The sequence below is a fragment of the Paenibacillus sp. FSL H8-0548 genome (genome assembly GCF_038630985.1).
Lineage (GTDB): Bacteria > Bacillota > Bacilli > Paenibacillales > Paenibacillaceae > Pristimantibacillus.
This window is the reverse complement of the sequence record NZ_CP152049.1, coordinates 4,571,640-4,587,424: the sequence shown is the minus strand read 5'-3', so window position 1 is coordinate 4,587,424 and position 15,785 is coordinate 4,571,640. Positions and strand designations below refer to the sequence as shown.

Genomic DNA, 15,785 nt, shown 5'->3' with positions numbered 1-15,785 from the left:
GTAAGGAAGAGGTACGCTATGCTGGCCCAGGAACGATACGACAAAATTGTACAGCTGGTAAATGAGAGAGGCAGCATCCGTGTAACGGAGCTGAGCGAGCTTTGTCAGGTGACCGAGGAAACGATTCGGCGTGACCTTGACCGCTTGGAACAAGCAGGACGTTTGCGCCGCTCCCATGGCGGTGCGGTTAGCGTGAAGGATCAGCAGCCGGAAATCCCCTATTTTGAGCGGGAGATTACGCATGCCGAGGAGAAGAGGCGTATCGCTGAGGAAGCGATAAAGCTCATTCAACCGAAGGATCGTATTCTGCTTGATGCGAGCTCGACGGCTTGGTATATGGCGGCTAGCATGCCGGATATTCCGCTGACGGTGCTAACGAACTCCATTAAGGTTGCGATGGAGCTGAGCAGCAAGGAGAAGATCGAGGTCATCTCAACGGGCGGTATTCTAGCTTCACGTTCCTTGTCCTATGTCGGTCCGCTAGCAGAGCGTTCCCTCGATGCGTATCATGTGGATAAAGCATTTTTCTCGTGCAAGGGCGTTCATTTGGAACGCGGCATAAGCGAGTCGAATGAGCTGCAAGCACGCATCAAGCATAAAATGGTAGGTATGGCCGATCAGGTTATCCTGCTTGCCGATTCCAGTAAATTCGGCGTTCAAGCGTTCACGCATGTCGCTGATTTGAGCGGGGTTGATATTATTATTACCGATGGACAATTGTCTCCTGAGCTGCGTGTGCAGCTCAAGGAACGGCAAATTTCGGTTACAACGGTTTAAGCGGTTCGGCGCTGGCTTCAGTTGAAGCGCAGCGCCGTTCTTCATTGATCTATGTGGGCTGGGTGCTTATTGAGCTAGAACGTAGTAGATTACTCGCTGAAATTTTTATTTAATTTTTCTTTTTAATCAAACTTGTCTGACAACCTGATAGAATAGAATGATAAGCAACGAAAGGGGTGCGGGTATGAAGGTATCATTATTTATTACTTGCTTAAGCGATGCGCTATATCCAAGGGTAGGAGAAGCGATGGTACGCTTGCTGGCGAAGTATGGTGTTTCATTGGAATTTCCGACGGTACAAACCTGCTGCGGACAGCCTGCTTTTAACAGCGGCTATTGGAAGGAAGCAAGGGATTCGGCAAAAACGATTTTGGATGCTTTTGAGGACAGTGATTTCGTTATTTCACCGTCAGGCTCGTGCACAGGCATGATCCATCATTATCCGAAGCTATTTGAAGATGATCCGGTTATGCTCAGTCGTGCTAATAAGCTGCAAAGCAAATCGTTTGAGTTTACTCAATTTTTGGTGCAGGTGCTGGGCGTTACGGATGTTGGCGCTTCATTTCCACATAAGGTAACTTACCATCCATCGTGCCACGGCAGTCGAATTCTTGGCGTTAAGGCAGAACCGATGGCGCTCATGCAAAACGTGAAGGGACTTGAGCTTATACCGCTGCCATTCGCGGAGGATTGCTGCGGTTTTGGTGGAACGTTTGCGATCAAAATGGCTGATATTTCCGGCGCGATGGTAACAGAGAAGGCCGATCATGTATTGGAGACGGAAGCAGAGGTACTGGTCGGTCTCGACATGGCATGTTTGCTTAATATCGCTGGAAATCTTCGCTATCGCAACGAGCCGGTTCGCGTCATGCATTTGGCTGAGCTTCTATATGAAGGGGTGAAATAAGGATGGCTGCAGTAAAATCGGATGCTACTGTAAAAGCAAGAGCGGAACTCGCCCTTAATGACGAATTTCTGCGCAAAGCGGTTAGATTTACAACGGAGCGACTGCGCAACGGCAAGAAAAAAGCGACAGATGAGCATGGCAACTGGGAGGAATGGCGGGAGCGCGGCAAGCAAATTCGTCTTCATACGATCGCACATCTGGATTATTATTTGGACTTATTCGTAAACAATGCCCGTGCCAACGGTGTTCATATTCATTTTGCGAGTACGGCTGAGGAGGCTGTCAAGCTTACGCTCGACATCGCCGAGCATGCGAATGCCAAGTCCGTTGTAAAATCAAAATCGATGGTATCGGAGGAGCTTCATCTCAATCATGCGCTTGAATCGATCGGTGTAGAAGCGGTTGAAACGGATCTCGGTGAATACATTATTCAGCTTGCAGGCGAGATGCCCTCCCATATTGTAATTCCAGCAATTCACAAAAATCGCTATCAAATTGCCGAGCTTCTCTCGAAGGAAGCAGGCTACACCTTGCCGCCGGATACGACTGCGCTTGCAGGCTTTGTTCGCAAGAAGCTTCGCGAGAAGTTTCTAGATGCAGAGGTTGGCATGACCGGCTGCAACTTTGCGATAGCAGAGACGGGATCGATGGTGCTTTTCGAAAATGAAGGCAATGCTCGTATGGTTACTACCGTCCCCAAAACTCAAATTACGCTTATGGGCATGGAGCGCATCATTCCCTCATGGTCTGACCTCGAGGTGATGGCGACGCTGCTGCCGCGTTCGGCAACAGGCCAGAAGCTGACGATGTATATGTCCGGAATTACCGGACCGCGCCGCTCCGACGATGCGGACGGTCCTGACGAAATGCATATTATCATCATCGACAATGGGCGCTCGCTGCAGCTCGGTGATCCGGAATTTCAAGAGCTGCTCAACTGTATTCGCTGCGGCGCTTGCTTAAATGCATGTCCTGTTTATCGCCACATTGGCGGTCACGCATACGGAAGCACCTACAGCGGTCCGATTGGCGCAGTGCTAACGCCATCCTTGAACAAAAATATTGCGGAGTGGGATGATGTCGCGAACGCTTCAAGCTTATGCGGGGCATGTTATGAGGCTTGTCCGGTCAAAATACCGCTCCATGATATGCTCGTTTATTTGCGAAGACGCAAGGTGGAGAGCGGCAATGGCAGCAAAATCGAATCGATAGGCATGCAAGGCTTTGCTACAGTCATGGGCAATTCCTCCCGCCTTGGCGGTATGCTGCGCTTAGGGAAGCTTGGTCAAAAGCTGGTCGTTCGCAGCGGTGTCATTAAAACTAAGCTTGGGCCGCTCAAAGGCTGGAACACGTACCGTGTTACGCCTAGCTTGCCGAAGGAATCGTTCCGTGATCGCTGGGATACGCTTGATCAGGAATTAAAGCAGGGTCTTAAACAGATGGAGCCATCGATGGAAAATCGGATGGAGGAAATAGTGCGCAAGCGCGAGCTGGAAGAGAAGCAGGGCAAAGGGGGCCACGGACATGGCTGATACGCATAAGCAGTGGCTGGATAAGCTGGAAGCAGAGTCAAGGGCGAAGCAGGAGCTCTTTATGAATGATATTTCAGCTAAGCTAAGACATCCAAGAATGTATGAGAAGCCGCAGCATCCGTTCCGAGGCGCTCCTGATTTTTGGAACGCTTTTGAATGGACGGAGGAAGAGCGGATTAAAGGCTTTACCGACAACTTCCTATCGGTAGGAGGACATGTCGCCCGTCTTCAGACGATGGAGGAAGCGAAATCCTTTATTGTGCAGAAGGCGGAGGAAATGAGCGCGAAATACGTCATCCGTCAAAATGAGCCGGAGCTGGATGCGCTTGATCTTGAGGGCTCCCTTTCAGACTCTCAGGTGTCGGTATGGAATACGGATGAGGAGCAGTATTGGCGCGCCCGAGCGGCTGAGGCCGATTTTGGCATCGTGATGGCAGATCATGCAGTTGCCTATACGGGCTCGGTTACCGTATTGTCAGCTCCGAGTAAAGGCCGCTCGGTCAGCTTGCTGCCTACGGTGCTTATTATTATTATCCCGATTGAACGCTTGAAAACAAGACTCGGTGAGGTGCTAGTGAAGTTTGACGAGGCAGGCCGCGAGCAGCTGCCGGCGGGAATTCATTTTATTTCTGGCCCAAGCCGCTCGTCCGATATTGAAAACGACCTAACCATAGGAGTTCATGGACCTGGTATTGTGTATGCTTTGCTGGTAGGTTAAAATACATTCCAAACATGGACGTATAATTGGTCACGAATGCCGCCGCAGATTTGCATCAGCCGTTTACGCTTGGGAGGTGACTGGCTATGCCGTCATTAGAGGTAGAAAAGCTTTCGAAACGCAACCATTACGAGGAAATAACCGAGCAGGTGAAACGGCTTATTTTGGACGGAAAGCTGAAGGTAGGAGATAAGCTGCCTTCTACGAAGCAGATGTCCGAGCAGTTTGGAGTTGGACGCTCGACAACGCGTGAAGCACTCAGTGCGCTAAAAGCGATGGGACTGATCGACATTCGGCAGGGTGGCGGCTGTCGCGTCATACGCAGCTTGCCTGTTGAAATGGAGCTCCCGGAGCTGAAGTCTCTGCGAATGAACCGCAAAACAGTGCTGGAGCTGTTAGAGGCCCGCGAATCGTTAGAGGTGTCTAATGCGGCTATAGCAGCCGTAAAGCGGACCGAAGAGGATGCTGCTCAGCTCGCCAGCCTTATCGCTGAGATGAGGCGTACTGCCGGCGACGAAGCGGAGGGAGAGCGGCTAGACCTTCAGTTTCATCTCACTTTAGCCAAAGCTACTCACAATACGATAATGGTCCGTTTATTTGAATCGATTATGAATCATATTGAAACGGCGATCCACGATATTAGGCGCGTCGAGCTTTACGCAAGCACAGCGGTTGCAGAACGGCTTTATACGGAGCATTCTGCTATATTTGAAGCGATCAAGCAGCAAAATTCTGAGCTTGCAGCGGAGCGGATGAAGCAGCATTTGCAGCATATTGAAAGTATTGTGCGGAAGCATTTAGGCAATAGCTAGCGGATAGCCCGTCGGATGCAGCGCCATCGGTTATGCAGGTAGGAAACAGGCTGGTCAGAGGAATCTGATTGGCCTGTTTGTGGTTGTTTTTATGAAAACCAACTTCAGCCAGCTATTAATTGCTTTTCTGGTTTCTGTAAAAAGGTAAATCCGCGGAACATACAGAATGTATCAATAGCAAAGGATTACATCTAAACAACCATTCAATAGGAGTGATTAACCATGAATTTGGAAAATAAAAAAGAGGTTCTTACAGTACTGAATGCTGATATTACAGAATCCAGCTTCGAAAATGTTCGAGCAGAGCAGTTGAAGCTTGAATGCTGCAATCTCAGTGGAATGAGTATGAATGATGTGAATTTGACAGGCTTAAATATCTCTGATGCGAATTTGAGTGAGCTTCATATTAATGGCGCGCAGTGGGGCGGCGCACGATTTCAATGTATTGGCTTCGGAAACCCCAGTCAACCAGAAGTAGAATTCAACAGTACACCTGTGCAGTTCACCAATTGTCTTTTAGAAGGAGCCGTGTTTCATGATTGTAATTTAACGAATGCTAATTTGGAGAACTGTAATATTTCTGGTTTGGTCATCAATGGCGTAAATATCGAGGAATTAATAAAAAAGTATGCATCTGCTGAATAACGAAATAGCAGGGGACGAAAATAGTATAAATAAAGACTGCATCTGGCTAGTTCACCTTATATAGATTGTTCAATCCATGAAACAACTTTTTAAGACGAGGCTACGCTGCACTTTATACAATATAAGCGACCTTACTCGCCTAACTTCCTGCATACATTGCAGTTTGTGCAATGACTTGCCTATTTTATGGCGCAATTCGTTGGTTTGGAGCTAATTCTACTGCATAACTACATTGTAGCCGTCCGGAACAGCTCTCATGTAAGGTTTCTGTTGCACTAAGTGCAGTCTAGGCTGCTTCTCCTTAAACTAGTGGGGGATTTTACAGTGTGTGATACAGCGAATATGGGGTCATACGCAGCTAACGATGCTGCAAAATTAGTTCTATGAAGCAAGGAAGCCGCTGTCCTCCTTATGGAGGGCTGCGGCTTCCTTGCTTTCGTCATGTTATGCTATTTTATCGTAGCTAAATAATGTTTAATAAATTCCTTTGCTTTTTCCGGGTTCTTGCTGTCGGGACGGATACCGACGATCATGCTTTGCTTGTATAATGGAATATCATCAACAAGGGCGCTGTCGCTAATATCGATGCCGTAAATATGCTCGCCGTCATCTTCTGTGTTCAGCGTCATTGCAAGATCGTCCTTCATTAATGGCTTGAAATCACCATTCACGAGATCATCAAGCTCGATCAGGACACCTTGTCCGCCTATCCAATTAAAAATGTTTTTGTCCATAATGTAAATATCAGGATGCTCGGTAGCTAGAATAAGCACCGCCTTCTGTAAATAGGCATATTGCTGTGCCTCATCAGAAGGGACCATCGTTAGATTCGATACAAACCTTTGCCATTCCGGAAACGCTGTCAAAAGTGCGTTTTCAATCGGCTCTTCCTTAGGTGCATCCTCCGTCAGCATGTAATTGCCCATAAAAGAAACATCCAAGTCAACCGGAGGCAAGTTGGCTAGCCGCTCCTGCTCTTCCCGATAATTCACAAAGCTGAATATGCCGTAAATGATAAGTGCAACCGCTAACACAGCTCCGAATGTGTGGAATTTGTAATAGCGCCAAAAATGATCCATTTTCTCAGCTTGTCCAGCCATTTTCTTGTATTTACCATATTCCTGTTCATTGAACGCATCGGTCAGCTTACGATCCTCATACTCAAGAATAAGCCTGTACGCCTGCGTTATCTTTGCAAATGAATCCTCCGCGTCCGTCGTGTTTTCCTTTTGCCGCTGCGCTCTAGAGCGGGTTTGGCGCATAAGTGTCGTATAGCGCTTCTCCACTTCCTCTTTCGCCGCAAGCTCAGGTAGTCCCATAGTCTGATAGGCTTGTTTCAATTCTTCCACTTGTGTCACCTCAATTAGTAAGTAGCTCCTATATGATTCCTATCTATTAGTATACGGAATTCTACAGCTAACGCAAATTTTGACGGTTATATGAATGCATGGTTTGCAGAGGCTCCTCCACATCCCTGTGCGACGTGACTGAATTTCGAACAAAATAGTTGGAAAATTAACTTCACATTCTACCATGATTTGCTATTCTTAGAATAGGACAACTTTGACTGAGGATGGTGTACACATGACAGTTTCGTTAAAATTTGATTTTGGAATTGGAAGCGCGCCTGCTTCGCCCTATGTACAAGTGCTTCCAAGCACGCTATATGACGATGTGACGGGTTATGGCTTCGAGTCCAATGATCGAGTCAGCTCGCGTAATCGTGATGAGTCTGACCGTCTGCACGGCGCTTTCTGCATCCCGTTGGAGGCTGTATTTACGGTTGATCTGCCAAATGGGCTATATACGATAACAGCTACCATTGGAGATGCAATAGCGCCTACGAGCACCACTTTAAAATATGGCGTAGGCCGCATCGTGCTAAACAAGGCTGCGACCTCGGCAGGTCAGTATATGGTGCACAGCTTTACAGTTAAAGTAACGGATGGACGTGTGCGCCTTGCATTCTCAGGCATTGCACCGCGTATCAATGCGCTTCAGATCGATGAGGCGAAGCAAGCGACGACGATTTATCTCGCAGGCGACTCTACAGTAACGGATCAGGACACCTTTCCTTATGCCGGCTGGGGACAGATGCTTCCGCTCTATTTTAAAACGGAGATCGCAATTGATAATCATGCGAAGTCGGGGCGGAGCTCAAGAAGCTTCATTAATGAAGGCAGACTTGCTGCTATACTGGAGCAAATAAAGCCGAGCGACTATTTGTGGATTCAGTTCGGTCATAATGATCAGAAGCAGGATGCGGAGCGCGCTACAGATCCTTTCGGCAGTTATAAGGAAATGCTGACTGTGTATGTGGAAGAGGCGCGCGCGCGCGGAGCAAGACCTGTACTTATTACGCCGATGCATCGCCGCAAGTTTGATGCACAGGGCCTAATTATTGATACACATGGCGATTATTTACTCGGGATGAAGGAGCTTGCGGCTGAGCTGAATGTACCGTTAATTGATTTGGCAGCGAAGAGCAAGGCATTGTATGAGAAATGGGGCGATGAGCCCTCAAAGTCATTGTTCATGTGGGCTTACCCTGGAGAGTTCATACATTTTCCAGAAGGAGCACAGGATGACACTCATTTCCAAGAGCTTGGCGGTATTGCTATTGCAGGCTTGGTGGCGGAAAGCGTACGTGAGCTGCAATTATCGCCTCTGTCTTTATATTTAAAGGGGATTTAACTAGGCAATTGGCTGAGGTATTCATGAGGAAGGGATTAACCTGATCGCAGGGTTGATCTCTTTTTTTACGTCAGCATGCCTCAATAAATATCTGTTGACACCCAATAATATAGGGATTAAAATATTTTCAAACCTCTTATGAAACCCATTTCAGGAAATCGGTTTCATAAGAGGGCTGAAAATGAGGAAAGGAAGCTTTCGGCTCTTATTTTCTAGGATAGTTTCCGTAGGATGGATTTAATGATGTTGTGATTTCCTCACTTCATGATTAAATTAAGAATCTTCTACTTGAAGTTTGAAGGTGGTGGGGCGGGGATATAGTGGAAAGGTGACAAGAACAGAGCCTTTACGGAGAAAAGTAAGCGCATTCATTATTGATATGAAAGGGAGATAATATGATGCTAAGACGATTCGGGATAGGAGTACTTTCCCTGTTAGTTGCTTCATCGATGTTAAATATTCAACCGGTAGCTGCAACTGCTGAATCACCGATATCCGTAACTATTGATGCGAGTCAAATTAATCAAACGATTGAGAATTTCGGAGCCTCCGATGCTTGGTCGATGGATCCCCTTGGTAAAGAATGGTCTGAAGAAAATAAGAACAGAGTAGCAGATTTATTATTCTCCGTTGAAAAAGGAATTGGATTATCGTCTTGGCGTTTCAATATTGGAGCGGGGTCTACGGAAACCGATCAGACCATTATTTCGAACCCATGGCGTCGTTCAGAGTCCTTTAAACAAACGGAATCAGGTCCATATGATTGGTCCAAGCAAGCAGGACAGCAATGGTTCTTGGATGCAGCTGAGGCTCGAGGCGTTGATACCTTAATTGCTTTTGTCAACAGCCCTCCAGTTTGGATGACCAAGAATGGTCACGCACAACCGGATGCAAGTGTAGGGTCAACAAATTTAAATCCGAGCTATATTGATGATTTTGCAATATTTGTATCCGATGTTCTGGAGCATTTTAAAGATGAAAAAGGTATCGAATTTGATTACATCAGTCCTATCAATGAACCTACGTGGGATTGGAATAAAGCGGGTCAAGAAGCCAATCGGTATAACAATGAGGATATTAAGAGTGTTATTCATGCACTCTATGATGAACTTTCAGAACGAAATCTTGGAGCCAAAATAAGTGCGCCTGACGGAGTGGAGATCACTTCATTGCTTGATGATTCGTATTATCAACAATTCATGGCGACATCGACAAACGCTAATGACAATAAGCAACAATACTCAGGAGGAGCCAATTCACTGAATGTTGGTAAATACCGCGAGTATATCAAAGATCTGTTGGGAGACAGCGAAATTGCAGGTAAAATTGACCATAAAATTGCGTCTCATTCCTACTGGTCTGACCATAAAGATGCTGTGAACGGCGATCGGCTAGGCTATTTGCGTGATTTATTATGGGAAAATTTGCAGGAAATGGACCCGTTGGTACGATATTGGGTGACAGAGTATTGTATTCTAGGTAGCGGAGGGGACTTGCCTGGCAACGGCAGAGATTTGGGGATCGACCCGGCATTAGTTATGGCAAGGACGATCCACTATGATTTGACAAGGGCTAACGCATCGGCATGGCAATGGTGGACTGCGGTATCGAAGGAAGATTATAAGGACGGTTTGATCTATACCGATTATAAATTGCCTGGCGATGAGCAGACCATTTATGAATCCAAGATGCTGTGGGGTATGGGGAATTTCAGCAAATTCATTCGGCCAGGTGCAAAGCGCATTGGTGTACTGGGTCTAAACGATAACGAACCTTATGGACTTATGGGATCTGCCTATATCCACGAGCAGGACCGGAAAATCACCAACGTATACGTGAATAATTCCAATGAGGCCAAGCAGGTTTCGATTCAAATTGAACAATTGCCTGAAGGATATGAAGTTTATCAATTAACCCCTTACGTCACATCGGAATCACTGGATTTAGCGGAGCAATCGATGATTTTGCCTAATAAAGAGGGATCTTTCGTTTACACGCTTCCTGCTAAATCCATCGTAACGCTTCAGGGGGAGTATTATCCCGTCGATGAAGCGCCTAAACAACCGAACGTGATTTCTATTGTTCCGCTGAATAAGGCTGCTCAAATTAAGATCGATGGTGTGGCAGGCGCGCAAGCGTACAAAGTGAAATACGGCACAGCGCCTGGAGATTTGACACAAGTGAGCGAATCGTTTCTCAGCACCACCTTTACCCTTTCGAATTTAGTGAATAATACGAACTATTATTTAGCTGTCACAGCGCTAAATGAAAACGGAGAAAGCTTGATCTCTAACGAAGTGATGGTCACCCCTTCATTAATCGCGCCTCAGGATGTAACGGTTTTCCCATCGGATGGCGGTTTTGAAGTTACATTCACTAGTGACCCTAATGTGCCTGATTATGTCATTCAATGGGGAACTGAGAGCGGTAAATATCAAGATTCGTTTACTGCAGCTGTAAATGGGAAAACTAAACTTTCCCACATTGTAAGAGGCTTGGAGAACGGATCGACGTATTATATAGCCATTCATGCCCAAGATGGGGACGAAGAAGGTCCTGTATCGACAGAAGCTGAGGTTGTCCCGAAAATTGATGCGCCGAATAAGCTATTTGTAATACCTGGAAATGAGAAAGCTCAAGTTGAGTTCTCGGATGTTGAAGGCGCAGAAAGCTTCGAGCTTGAGTATGGTTTGTCAGAGTTAAACACGATGACTGATTCCGAGTATTTAGTGAAAAACAATATGACCATTTCAAACTTAACTAATCAGCAGGAATATGCCTTCCAGGTGACTTCAGAAGGGGTTGGCGGTTTTGGAGCACCGACACAGCCTGTAATCATTACTCCTACTAATGAGATTGTGATCTGGGAAGATACATTCAACGATACGGTTTTATCAGCTGATTATAATCAAGATGTAAGCAAGTGGGGTGTGGAGGAGGGAATACTAAAACACCAATCCGGGGGAGATCATCAAGGGGAGCTCTCCATTAAGAACAGAACAATCATTGACGGCACGATTACCGCGATAGCTAAACATAGTTCTCCAGGAGCGGATTGGGGTATTGTCTTCCGAGGAACGGATTATAAACGCGCCTATTCCTTTGGATTTGAAAATGATGTGTTATTTATGAGGAAGAACGGCGAAAACATACTTGCCCCATTGCCGTATACAGTAAAGCTGGGCGAAATATACGAGTTAAAAGTTGAGCTGGAGGGCAGTCATATCCAAGCCTATTTGGACGGGGACTTGAAATTTGAACTGGAAGATACGATGTATTCCAGTGGCATGATAGGCTTTCATAGCTGGGCTGACGCAGCGTTCACTTATTTCAAAGCGAGCCGTCCGGCAACCCCGATGAAGGCACCGCAATTGTATGCAGTTAAGCCGGGTGATCATCGTATGCAGCTCACCTATTCCGAGGTAGAAGGCGCTGAATCATATAAGGTCAAGTACGGCACCCAGAGCGGTGTATACACACATGAAGCTGAAGGCAGCCTTGGAAATGCTGTTATTAACGGACTTGAAAACGAACAGCGGTACTATTTTGTAGTTGAAGCTGTTCAAGGCTCTACAATTACTACCTCTAACGAGCTTTCTGCAACGCCGCGTGCATTACGTGATCCGCAGCTGATGTATTATGTTGATGCCGGGGATGGATCTGTATTTGAGTTGGAAGAAGGGGAAGCCTTCGGTGTATATAATGGAACGGAGGATCAGGCTTACGGCGAGGATCCGGTTACCGGTGCAGCATGGGGATATGTGGCCGATGATGATAAAACCTGGGCAAAGTCGGATATGCTGGATGCATACGACACGATACGACAATATGATGGTGATCAGAACGGCAAGGGATTATCCTATAAATTCACATTGCCAAATGGTACGTACAAAGTGATCTTAGGCTTTGACGATCCGTGGGATGATAACAACCGGGCTATGGATATCCTTATTAACGGAACAACAAAAGCATCCAATTATATTATTGGAAGCAAGCGAGAAAGCAAGCAGTTTGATGCCGTAGTTACTAATGGAGAGCTTACGGTGAAAATGGTAAAACAATCAAATACGAAGCCAATGATAAGCTGGATTAAAGTTGAGAAAGAACTGTTGTATTACGTTGACGCCGGAGACAGCAGCAAGACTACTCTTGAAGAAGGCGAGGAATTTGGTGTTAGGAATACGGTAGAGGATCAGAGTTACCAACAAGATCCGACTACAGGCTATAAGTGGGGATATATTGCTGATGAAGGAAAAACTTGGGCTAACGAAAATGAAACGAAGTGGGAAAGTGTTAGGCAGTATGACGGAGATACCAATGGTAATGGACTGAGCTACCAGTTTGAAGTGCCGAATGGCAAATATAAGCTTGAGCTAGGTTTTGATGACCCATGGGATGATGCAAATCGTATGATGAAGGTGAACGTTGAAGGAGAGGACGTATTAGTCGATTATGTTATTGGGCAGGGCAGAGACATTAAACGGATTGTTGATGTCGAAGTTAGTGATGGCGAGCTTAATGTTAAGATCATTAAATCCGGCAACAGTAAACCGATGATCAGTTGGATAGCCGTTTATTATGATCAAGGTACATCGGGCATACCAACAATTAAAAGTATAAAATCAGGGGAAAATCAGGCCACATTATATTTTGACGAAACGATTAATGCTTCTTATCAGATTGAATACGGCACGGCAGCAGGACAATACACTCATTCTGTTGTTGTACCTGGGAATTTATCGCAGTACACCGTTAGTGGTCTAGATAATAATGTAACCTATCATTTCGTGATGAAAACGATTCGAGTTGATCACGTAAGTGAGGCGTCGCAAGAATTAACAGCAAAGCCAACTGGATCTTCTGACCCAAATGTTTATTATTATGTTGACGCAGGAGCTCAAATTATTCAAGACGGTGTCTTAATCGGCATAAAGCAGTCACTGGCAGACCAACCATTTGGGAAAGATTCGGTTACTGGATTTTCTTGGGGGTATATTGCTGATGATGATTTAACTTGGGCGAAAAGTGATGAAACCGATCCGTATCTATCCATCCGTCAATATGATGGGGATGAAATGGGAAAAGGGCTTGCTTACCATTTTGAAGTGCCAGAAGGGAAATATAAGATCGAATTCGGTTTTGATGACCCTTGGGACCACAGCGGCAGGATCATGGATATTTTGATCGAGCACGAGTTGGTACTGGAGGAATATGTTACTGGCGACAAGCGGGAAATTAAAGAATTCATAGCAGAGGTTAAGGATGGTTTGTTAGAAGTAAAGCTTGTAAAAAGGGGAAATGACAAACCTGCGGTAGGTTGGATAAAAGTAACTTATCTTAGTCAGATAGATCCAACAGATCCAACACCAACACCAACGGCAAGTCCAGAACCAACAGACGCAGTACCGACACCGACGGCAAGTCCAGAACCAACATATGTAGCACCGATACCGACTGCTAATCCAACTCCAGTTGCTCCTAAAGCTGAGATCGATAGCAATGGTGAAGTGAATGTGCAGCCTGTGATCGATGCCAAAGGTTCGACTACGGTTCAACTAGCTGCGGAAACGCTAAATAAAGCGTTGGAGCGTATTTTAGACGGGAAGTTGAAAATTAAGGTTAAAGGCACGGAAGACGCAAGGGAAGTAAAAGTGGATGTTCCAGTGGAAAAAATTCTGGCAAATGAGAGTAAGCTGAATCAAAGCATTGAAGTGGATACTGGACTTGCTGCGGTAACCATCTCAACTGATTTTATAGCTAAACATGCAGCGGATGCGCGAAGCGTCAGCATTACTGTAATAAAAGTTGATATAACCCGCTTGCCGGCAGATATTCAAGCGAAGCTGGGGGGAGTTAATGTCTATGATTTTACTCTCGAGATAGATGGTAAGAAGGTTAGTCAATTTAATGGCAGTAACGACGTTCAAGTCGCACTGAGTTACACACTTCAAAACGGGGAGAATCCGCATAAGCTGATCGTTTATTACATTAATGACAGCAGTGAGCTCGAGACTGTGATGAATGGCAGATACAATCCGGAAACGGGCAAGGTCGAATTCAAGCCTAAGCATTTTAGCAATTATGCAGCAGCATATTCGGACATTAGCTTCAAGGATGTGAATGCTGCGTGGGCAAAGGACCCAATTGAAGGCTTGGCAGCAAGAGGAATCATTCAAGGCATAGGAGAAGAACGTTTCTCGCCAGAAGGACTCGTGACAAGAGCAGAATTTATTACGATGCTTATGAATTTGTTTGATTTGACTGATGCGAATGCGACCTCGACATTTAGTGATGTGAAGGAGGGCGCATGGTATTATGATGAAGTTGCGACTGCCTCTCAATTAGGCATCATAAGCGGCAGACCAGACGGCAGCTTTGGTATTCAAGACAAGATCACAAGACAGGATATGGCTGTGATGGCTTATAAAGTGATGGAGCATATTGGGCTAAAAACAAGTGAAACGGGAGAGTCCACCTTCATCGATCATAGGAGCATATCGAAATACGCACAGAGGAGTGTAGCCGTAATGCAGGCTGCAGGAATTATCAACGGTAAGGGTAATGGTATATTTGCTCCGTTATCTGAAGCAACAAGAGCAGAAGCAGCCGTAGTTATTTATAAAATTTTCATGAGAATGGATTGACTAGCAAAATGAATTGAAAAGAACAGTTGAACAGGGTTATCCCTGCTCAACTGTTCTTTATTATTGATTTATTGCTGCAACTTTGTTGATTCGCCATGGTCGATGAAGCAGGCAGCTTCATGCTAGGCTGGGCCTCATTGACGTGCTGAAGTTTAGAGCTTCCAAAGAAGTCTCGATTATACTGTCCAAATGGTCTACAATAGCTAAGATGATATGCAAAGAAAGAGTGAGGAAAATATTATGTTTGATCCAACTGTATTTGAAAATTTGAAAATAGCGTTTGAGAATCAGCTTTACGATCTGGACACGCTGGATCGCAAGATTGATATTATTAATCGGGTTGACCGTTTGGAGCTTGCGGTGATGTCTCGGGAATTCTCACTTCAGTTCAAGCTGGCTGAGCGTTCGGAGGTATCCGCAGAAATTCAGCTTACGGCCTCGCTTAAGGAGCTTGCGGCTGAAATTTTGGAATTAGAGGGAGAATCTCCAGCTAGCACATTAAGGCTGCGTTTCTATATGGAGATCAACAATGTTGACGAGCAATGCCGGCAGATTGAGCAGGTAATGCAGCGTATTTGGGAGCCGGACCAAACTCCAACGCAAACGATCAGCTATTTATTTGGCTCGGATACACCTATTTATTCGAATGTTATCGAGCTAAGCTTCAACCGCAAAATTAGCGAGGAGCAAATGGATGATCTTCCGGATTTGATCAAGCATATGCTTCAGACGCTGACGAAGCTGGGAGAGCTGCTTCCTGAACAATAAGGAAAAAGCAGTATGAACTCATGTTATCTCGTAAATACTAGCGGTTTCCATTCTGCTTGCTCTATGCTATAGTACAGAAGAATGAACAACTGAAGATGAAATTCCGGCCCCTAGTCTTAGGACTTTATTGGCAGCCGGGAGAGGTTCGCGAACTCCCTCTATAAAAAACTATGCGAAACGATTGTCCCGTCAGGTGACATCGTCGTTTTTGCGTTCGGCGTGAAGCGGTACTCACCGTTTCGCGCCGTTTCTTTGGTTTTTTTAATGTATCAGAAGGATGTCAGGCGA

The 15,785-nt window shown here is 45.7% G+C and carries 10 protein-coding genes and 1 riboswitch; of the genes, 9 read left to right on the top strand and 1 reads right to left on the bottom strand.

From position 1 onward, the window contains the following. Positions 1-18 precede the first annotated feature (18 nt). The 6 genes from MHI37_RS20095 to MHI37_RS20070 all read left to right on the top strand — a co-directional run bounded on the left by MHI37_RS20095 (position 19) and on the right by MHI37_RS20070 (position 5,391). Positions 19-777 carry a DeoR/GlpR family DNA-binding transcription regulator gene (locus MHI37_RS20095; protein ID WP_076337709.1) on the top strand — a complete coding sequence of 253 codons (759 nt, stop codon included), beginning with the start codon at positions 19-21 and terminating at the stop codon, positions 775-777. Between the two features lie 184 nt (positions 778-961). Then, positions 962-1,684, top strand: a complete 723-nt coding sequence (locus MHI37_RS20090; RefSeq protein WP_076337708.1) for a (Fe-S)-binding protein — start codon at positions 962-964, stop codon at positions 1,682-1,684. Positions 1,685-1,686: 2 nt separating this feature from the next. Next, positions 1,687-3,216 carry a LutB/LldF family L-lactate oxidation iron-sulfur protein gene (locus tag MHI37_RS20085; protein ID WP_076337707.1) on the top strand — a complete coding sequence of 510 codons (1,530 nt, stop codon included), beginning with the start codon at positions 1,687-1,689 and terminating at the stop codon, positions 3,214-3,216. Continuing rightward, complete coding sequence (locus tag MHI37_RS20080; RefSeq protein WP_076337706.1) at positions 3,209-3,934, top strand: LUD domain-containing protein; 726 nt, start codon at positions 3,209-3,211, stop codon at positions 3,932-3,934. Before MHI37_RS20085 ends, MHI37_RS20080 begins: the two co-directional genes overlap by 8 nt. Positions 3,935-4,020: 86 nt before the next feature. Beyond that, entirely contained in the window at positions 4,021-4,746 is a 726-nt protein-coding gene (locus MHI37_RS20075) for a FadR/GntR family transcriptional regulator (protein ID WP_076337705.1), read from the top strand. 222 nt (positions 4,747-4,968) lie between these two features. Next, positions 4,969-5,391 carry a pentapeptide repeat-containing protein gene (locus tag MHI37_RS20070; protein ID WP_076337704.1) on the top strand — a complete coding sequence of 141 codons (423 nt, stop codon included), beginning with the start codon at positions 4,969-4,971 and terminating at the stop codon, positions 5,389-5,391. Between the two features lie 449 nt (positions 5,392-5,840). On the opposite strand, the gene MHI37_RS20065 is transcribed toward MHI37_RS20070, so the two are convergent. Further along, positions 5,841-6,740, bottom strand: a complete 900-nt coding sequence (locus MHI37_RS20065; protein ID WP_076337744.1) for a hypothetical protein — start codon at positions 6,738-6,740, stop codon at positions 5,841-5,843. A 235-nt stretch (positions 6,741-6,975) separates the two neighbouring features. Here MHI37_RS20065 and MHI37_RS20060 point away from each other — a divergent pair, with 235 nt between their 5' ends. From MHI37_RS20060 to MHI37_RS20050, 3 genes are all read left to right on the top strand, one after another. Next, positions 6,976-8,085: a rhamnogalacturonan acetylesterase gene (locus tag MHI37_RS20060; protein WP_076337703.1), complete on the top strand. Its 1,110-nt coding sequence runs from the start codon at positions 6,976-6,978 to the stop codon at positions 8,083-8,085. A 395-nt stretch (positions 8,086-8,480) separates the two neighbouring features. Beyond that, entirely contained in the window at positions 8,481-14,729 is a 6,249-nt protein-coding gene (locus MHI37_RS20055) for a glycoside hydrolase (RefSeq protein ID WP_083676345.1), read from the top strand. A 240-nt stretch (positions 14,730-14,969) separates the two neighbouring features. Then, positions 14,970-15,497 (top strand): hypothetical protein, encoded by a 528-nt coding sequence (locus tag MHI37_RS20050; protein ID WP_076337701.1) that lies wholly within the window; start codon positions 14,970-14,972, stop codon positions 15,495-15,497. 134 nt (positions 15,498-15,631) lie between these two features. Then, positions 15,632-15,675: riboswitch (PreQ1 riboswitch) on the top strand. The last annotated feature ends 110 nt before the right edge of the window (positions 15,676-15,785 follow it).

Bases quoted from the DNA above. Each gene is read 5' to 3' on its own strand.
- MHI37_RS20080 (WP_076337706.1), top strand. From the start codon at position 3,209: ATGGCTGATACGCATAAGCAGTGGCTGGATAAGCTGGAAGCAGAGTCA.
- MHI37_RS20060 (WP_076337703.1), top strand. From the start codon at position 6,976: ATGACAGTTTCGTTAAAATTTGATTTTGGAATTGGAAGCGCGCCTGCT.
- MHI37_RS20050 (WP_076337701.1), top strand. From the start codon at position 14,970: ATGTTTGATCCAACTGTATTTGAAAATTTGAAAATAGCGTTTGAGAAT.
- MHI37_RS20075 (WP_076337705.1), top strand. From the start codon at position 4,021: ATGCCGTCATTAGAGGTAGAAAAGCTTTCGAAACGCAACCATTACGAG.
- MHI37_RS20085 (WP_076337707.1), top strand. From the start codon at position 1,687: ATGGCTGCAGTAAAATCGGATGCTACTGTAAAAGCAAGAGCGGAACTC.
- MHI37_RS20090 (WP_076337708.1), top strand. From the start codon at position 962: ATGAAGGTATCATTATTTATTACTTGCTTAAGCGATGCGCTATATCCA.
- MHI37_RS20055 (WP_083676345.1), top strand. From the start codon at position 8,481: ATGATGCTAAGACGATTCGGGATAGGAGTACTTTCCCTGTTAGTTGCT.
- MHI37_RS20070 (WP_076337704.1), top strand. From the start codon at position 4,969: ATGAATTTGGAAAATAAAAAAGAGGTTCTTACAGTACTGAATGCTGAT.
- MHI37_RS20095 (WP_076337709.1), top strand. From the start codon at position 19: ATGCTGGCCCAGGAACGATACGACAAAATTGTACAGCTGGTAAATGAG.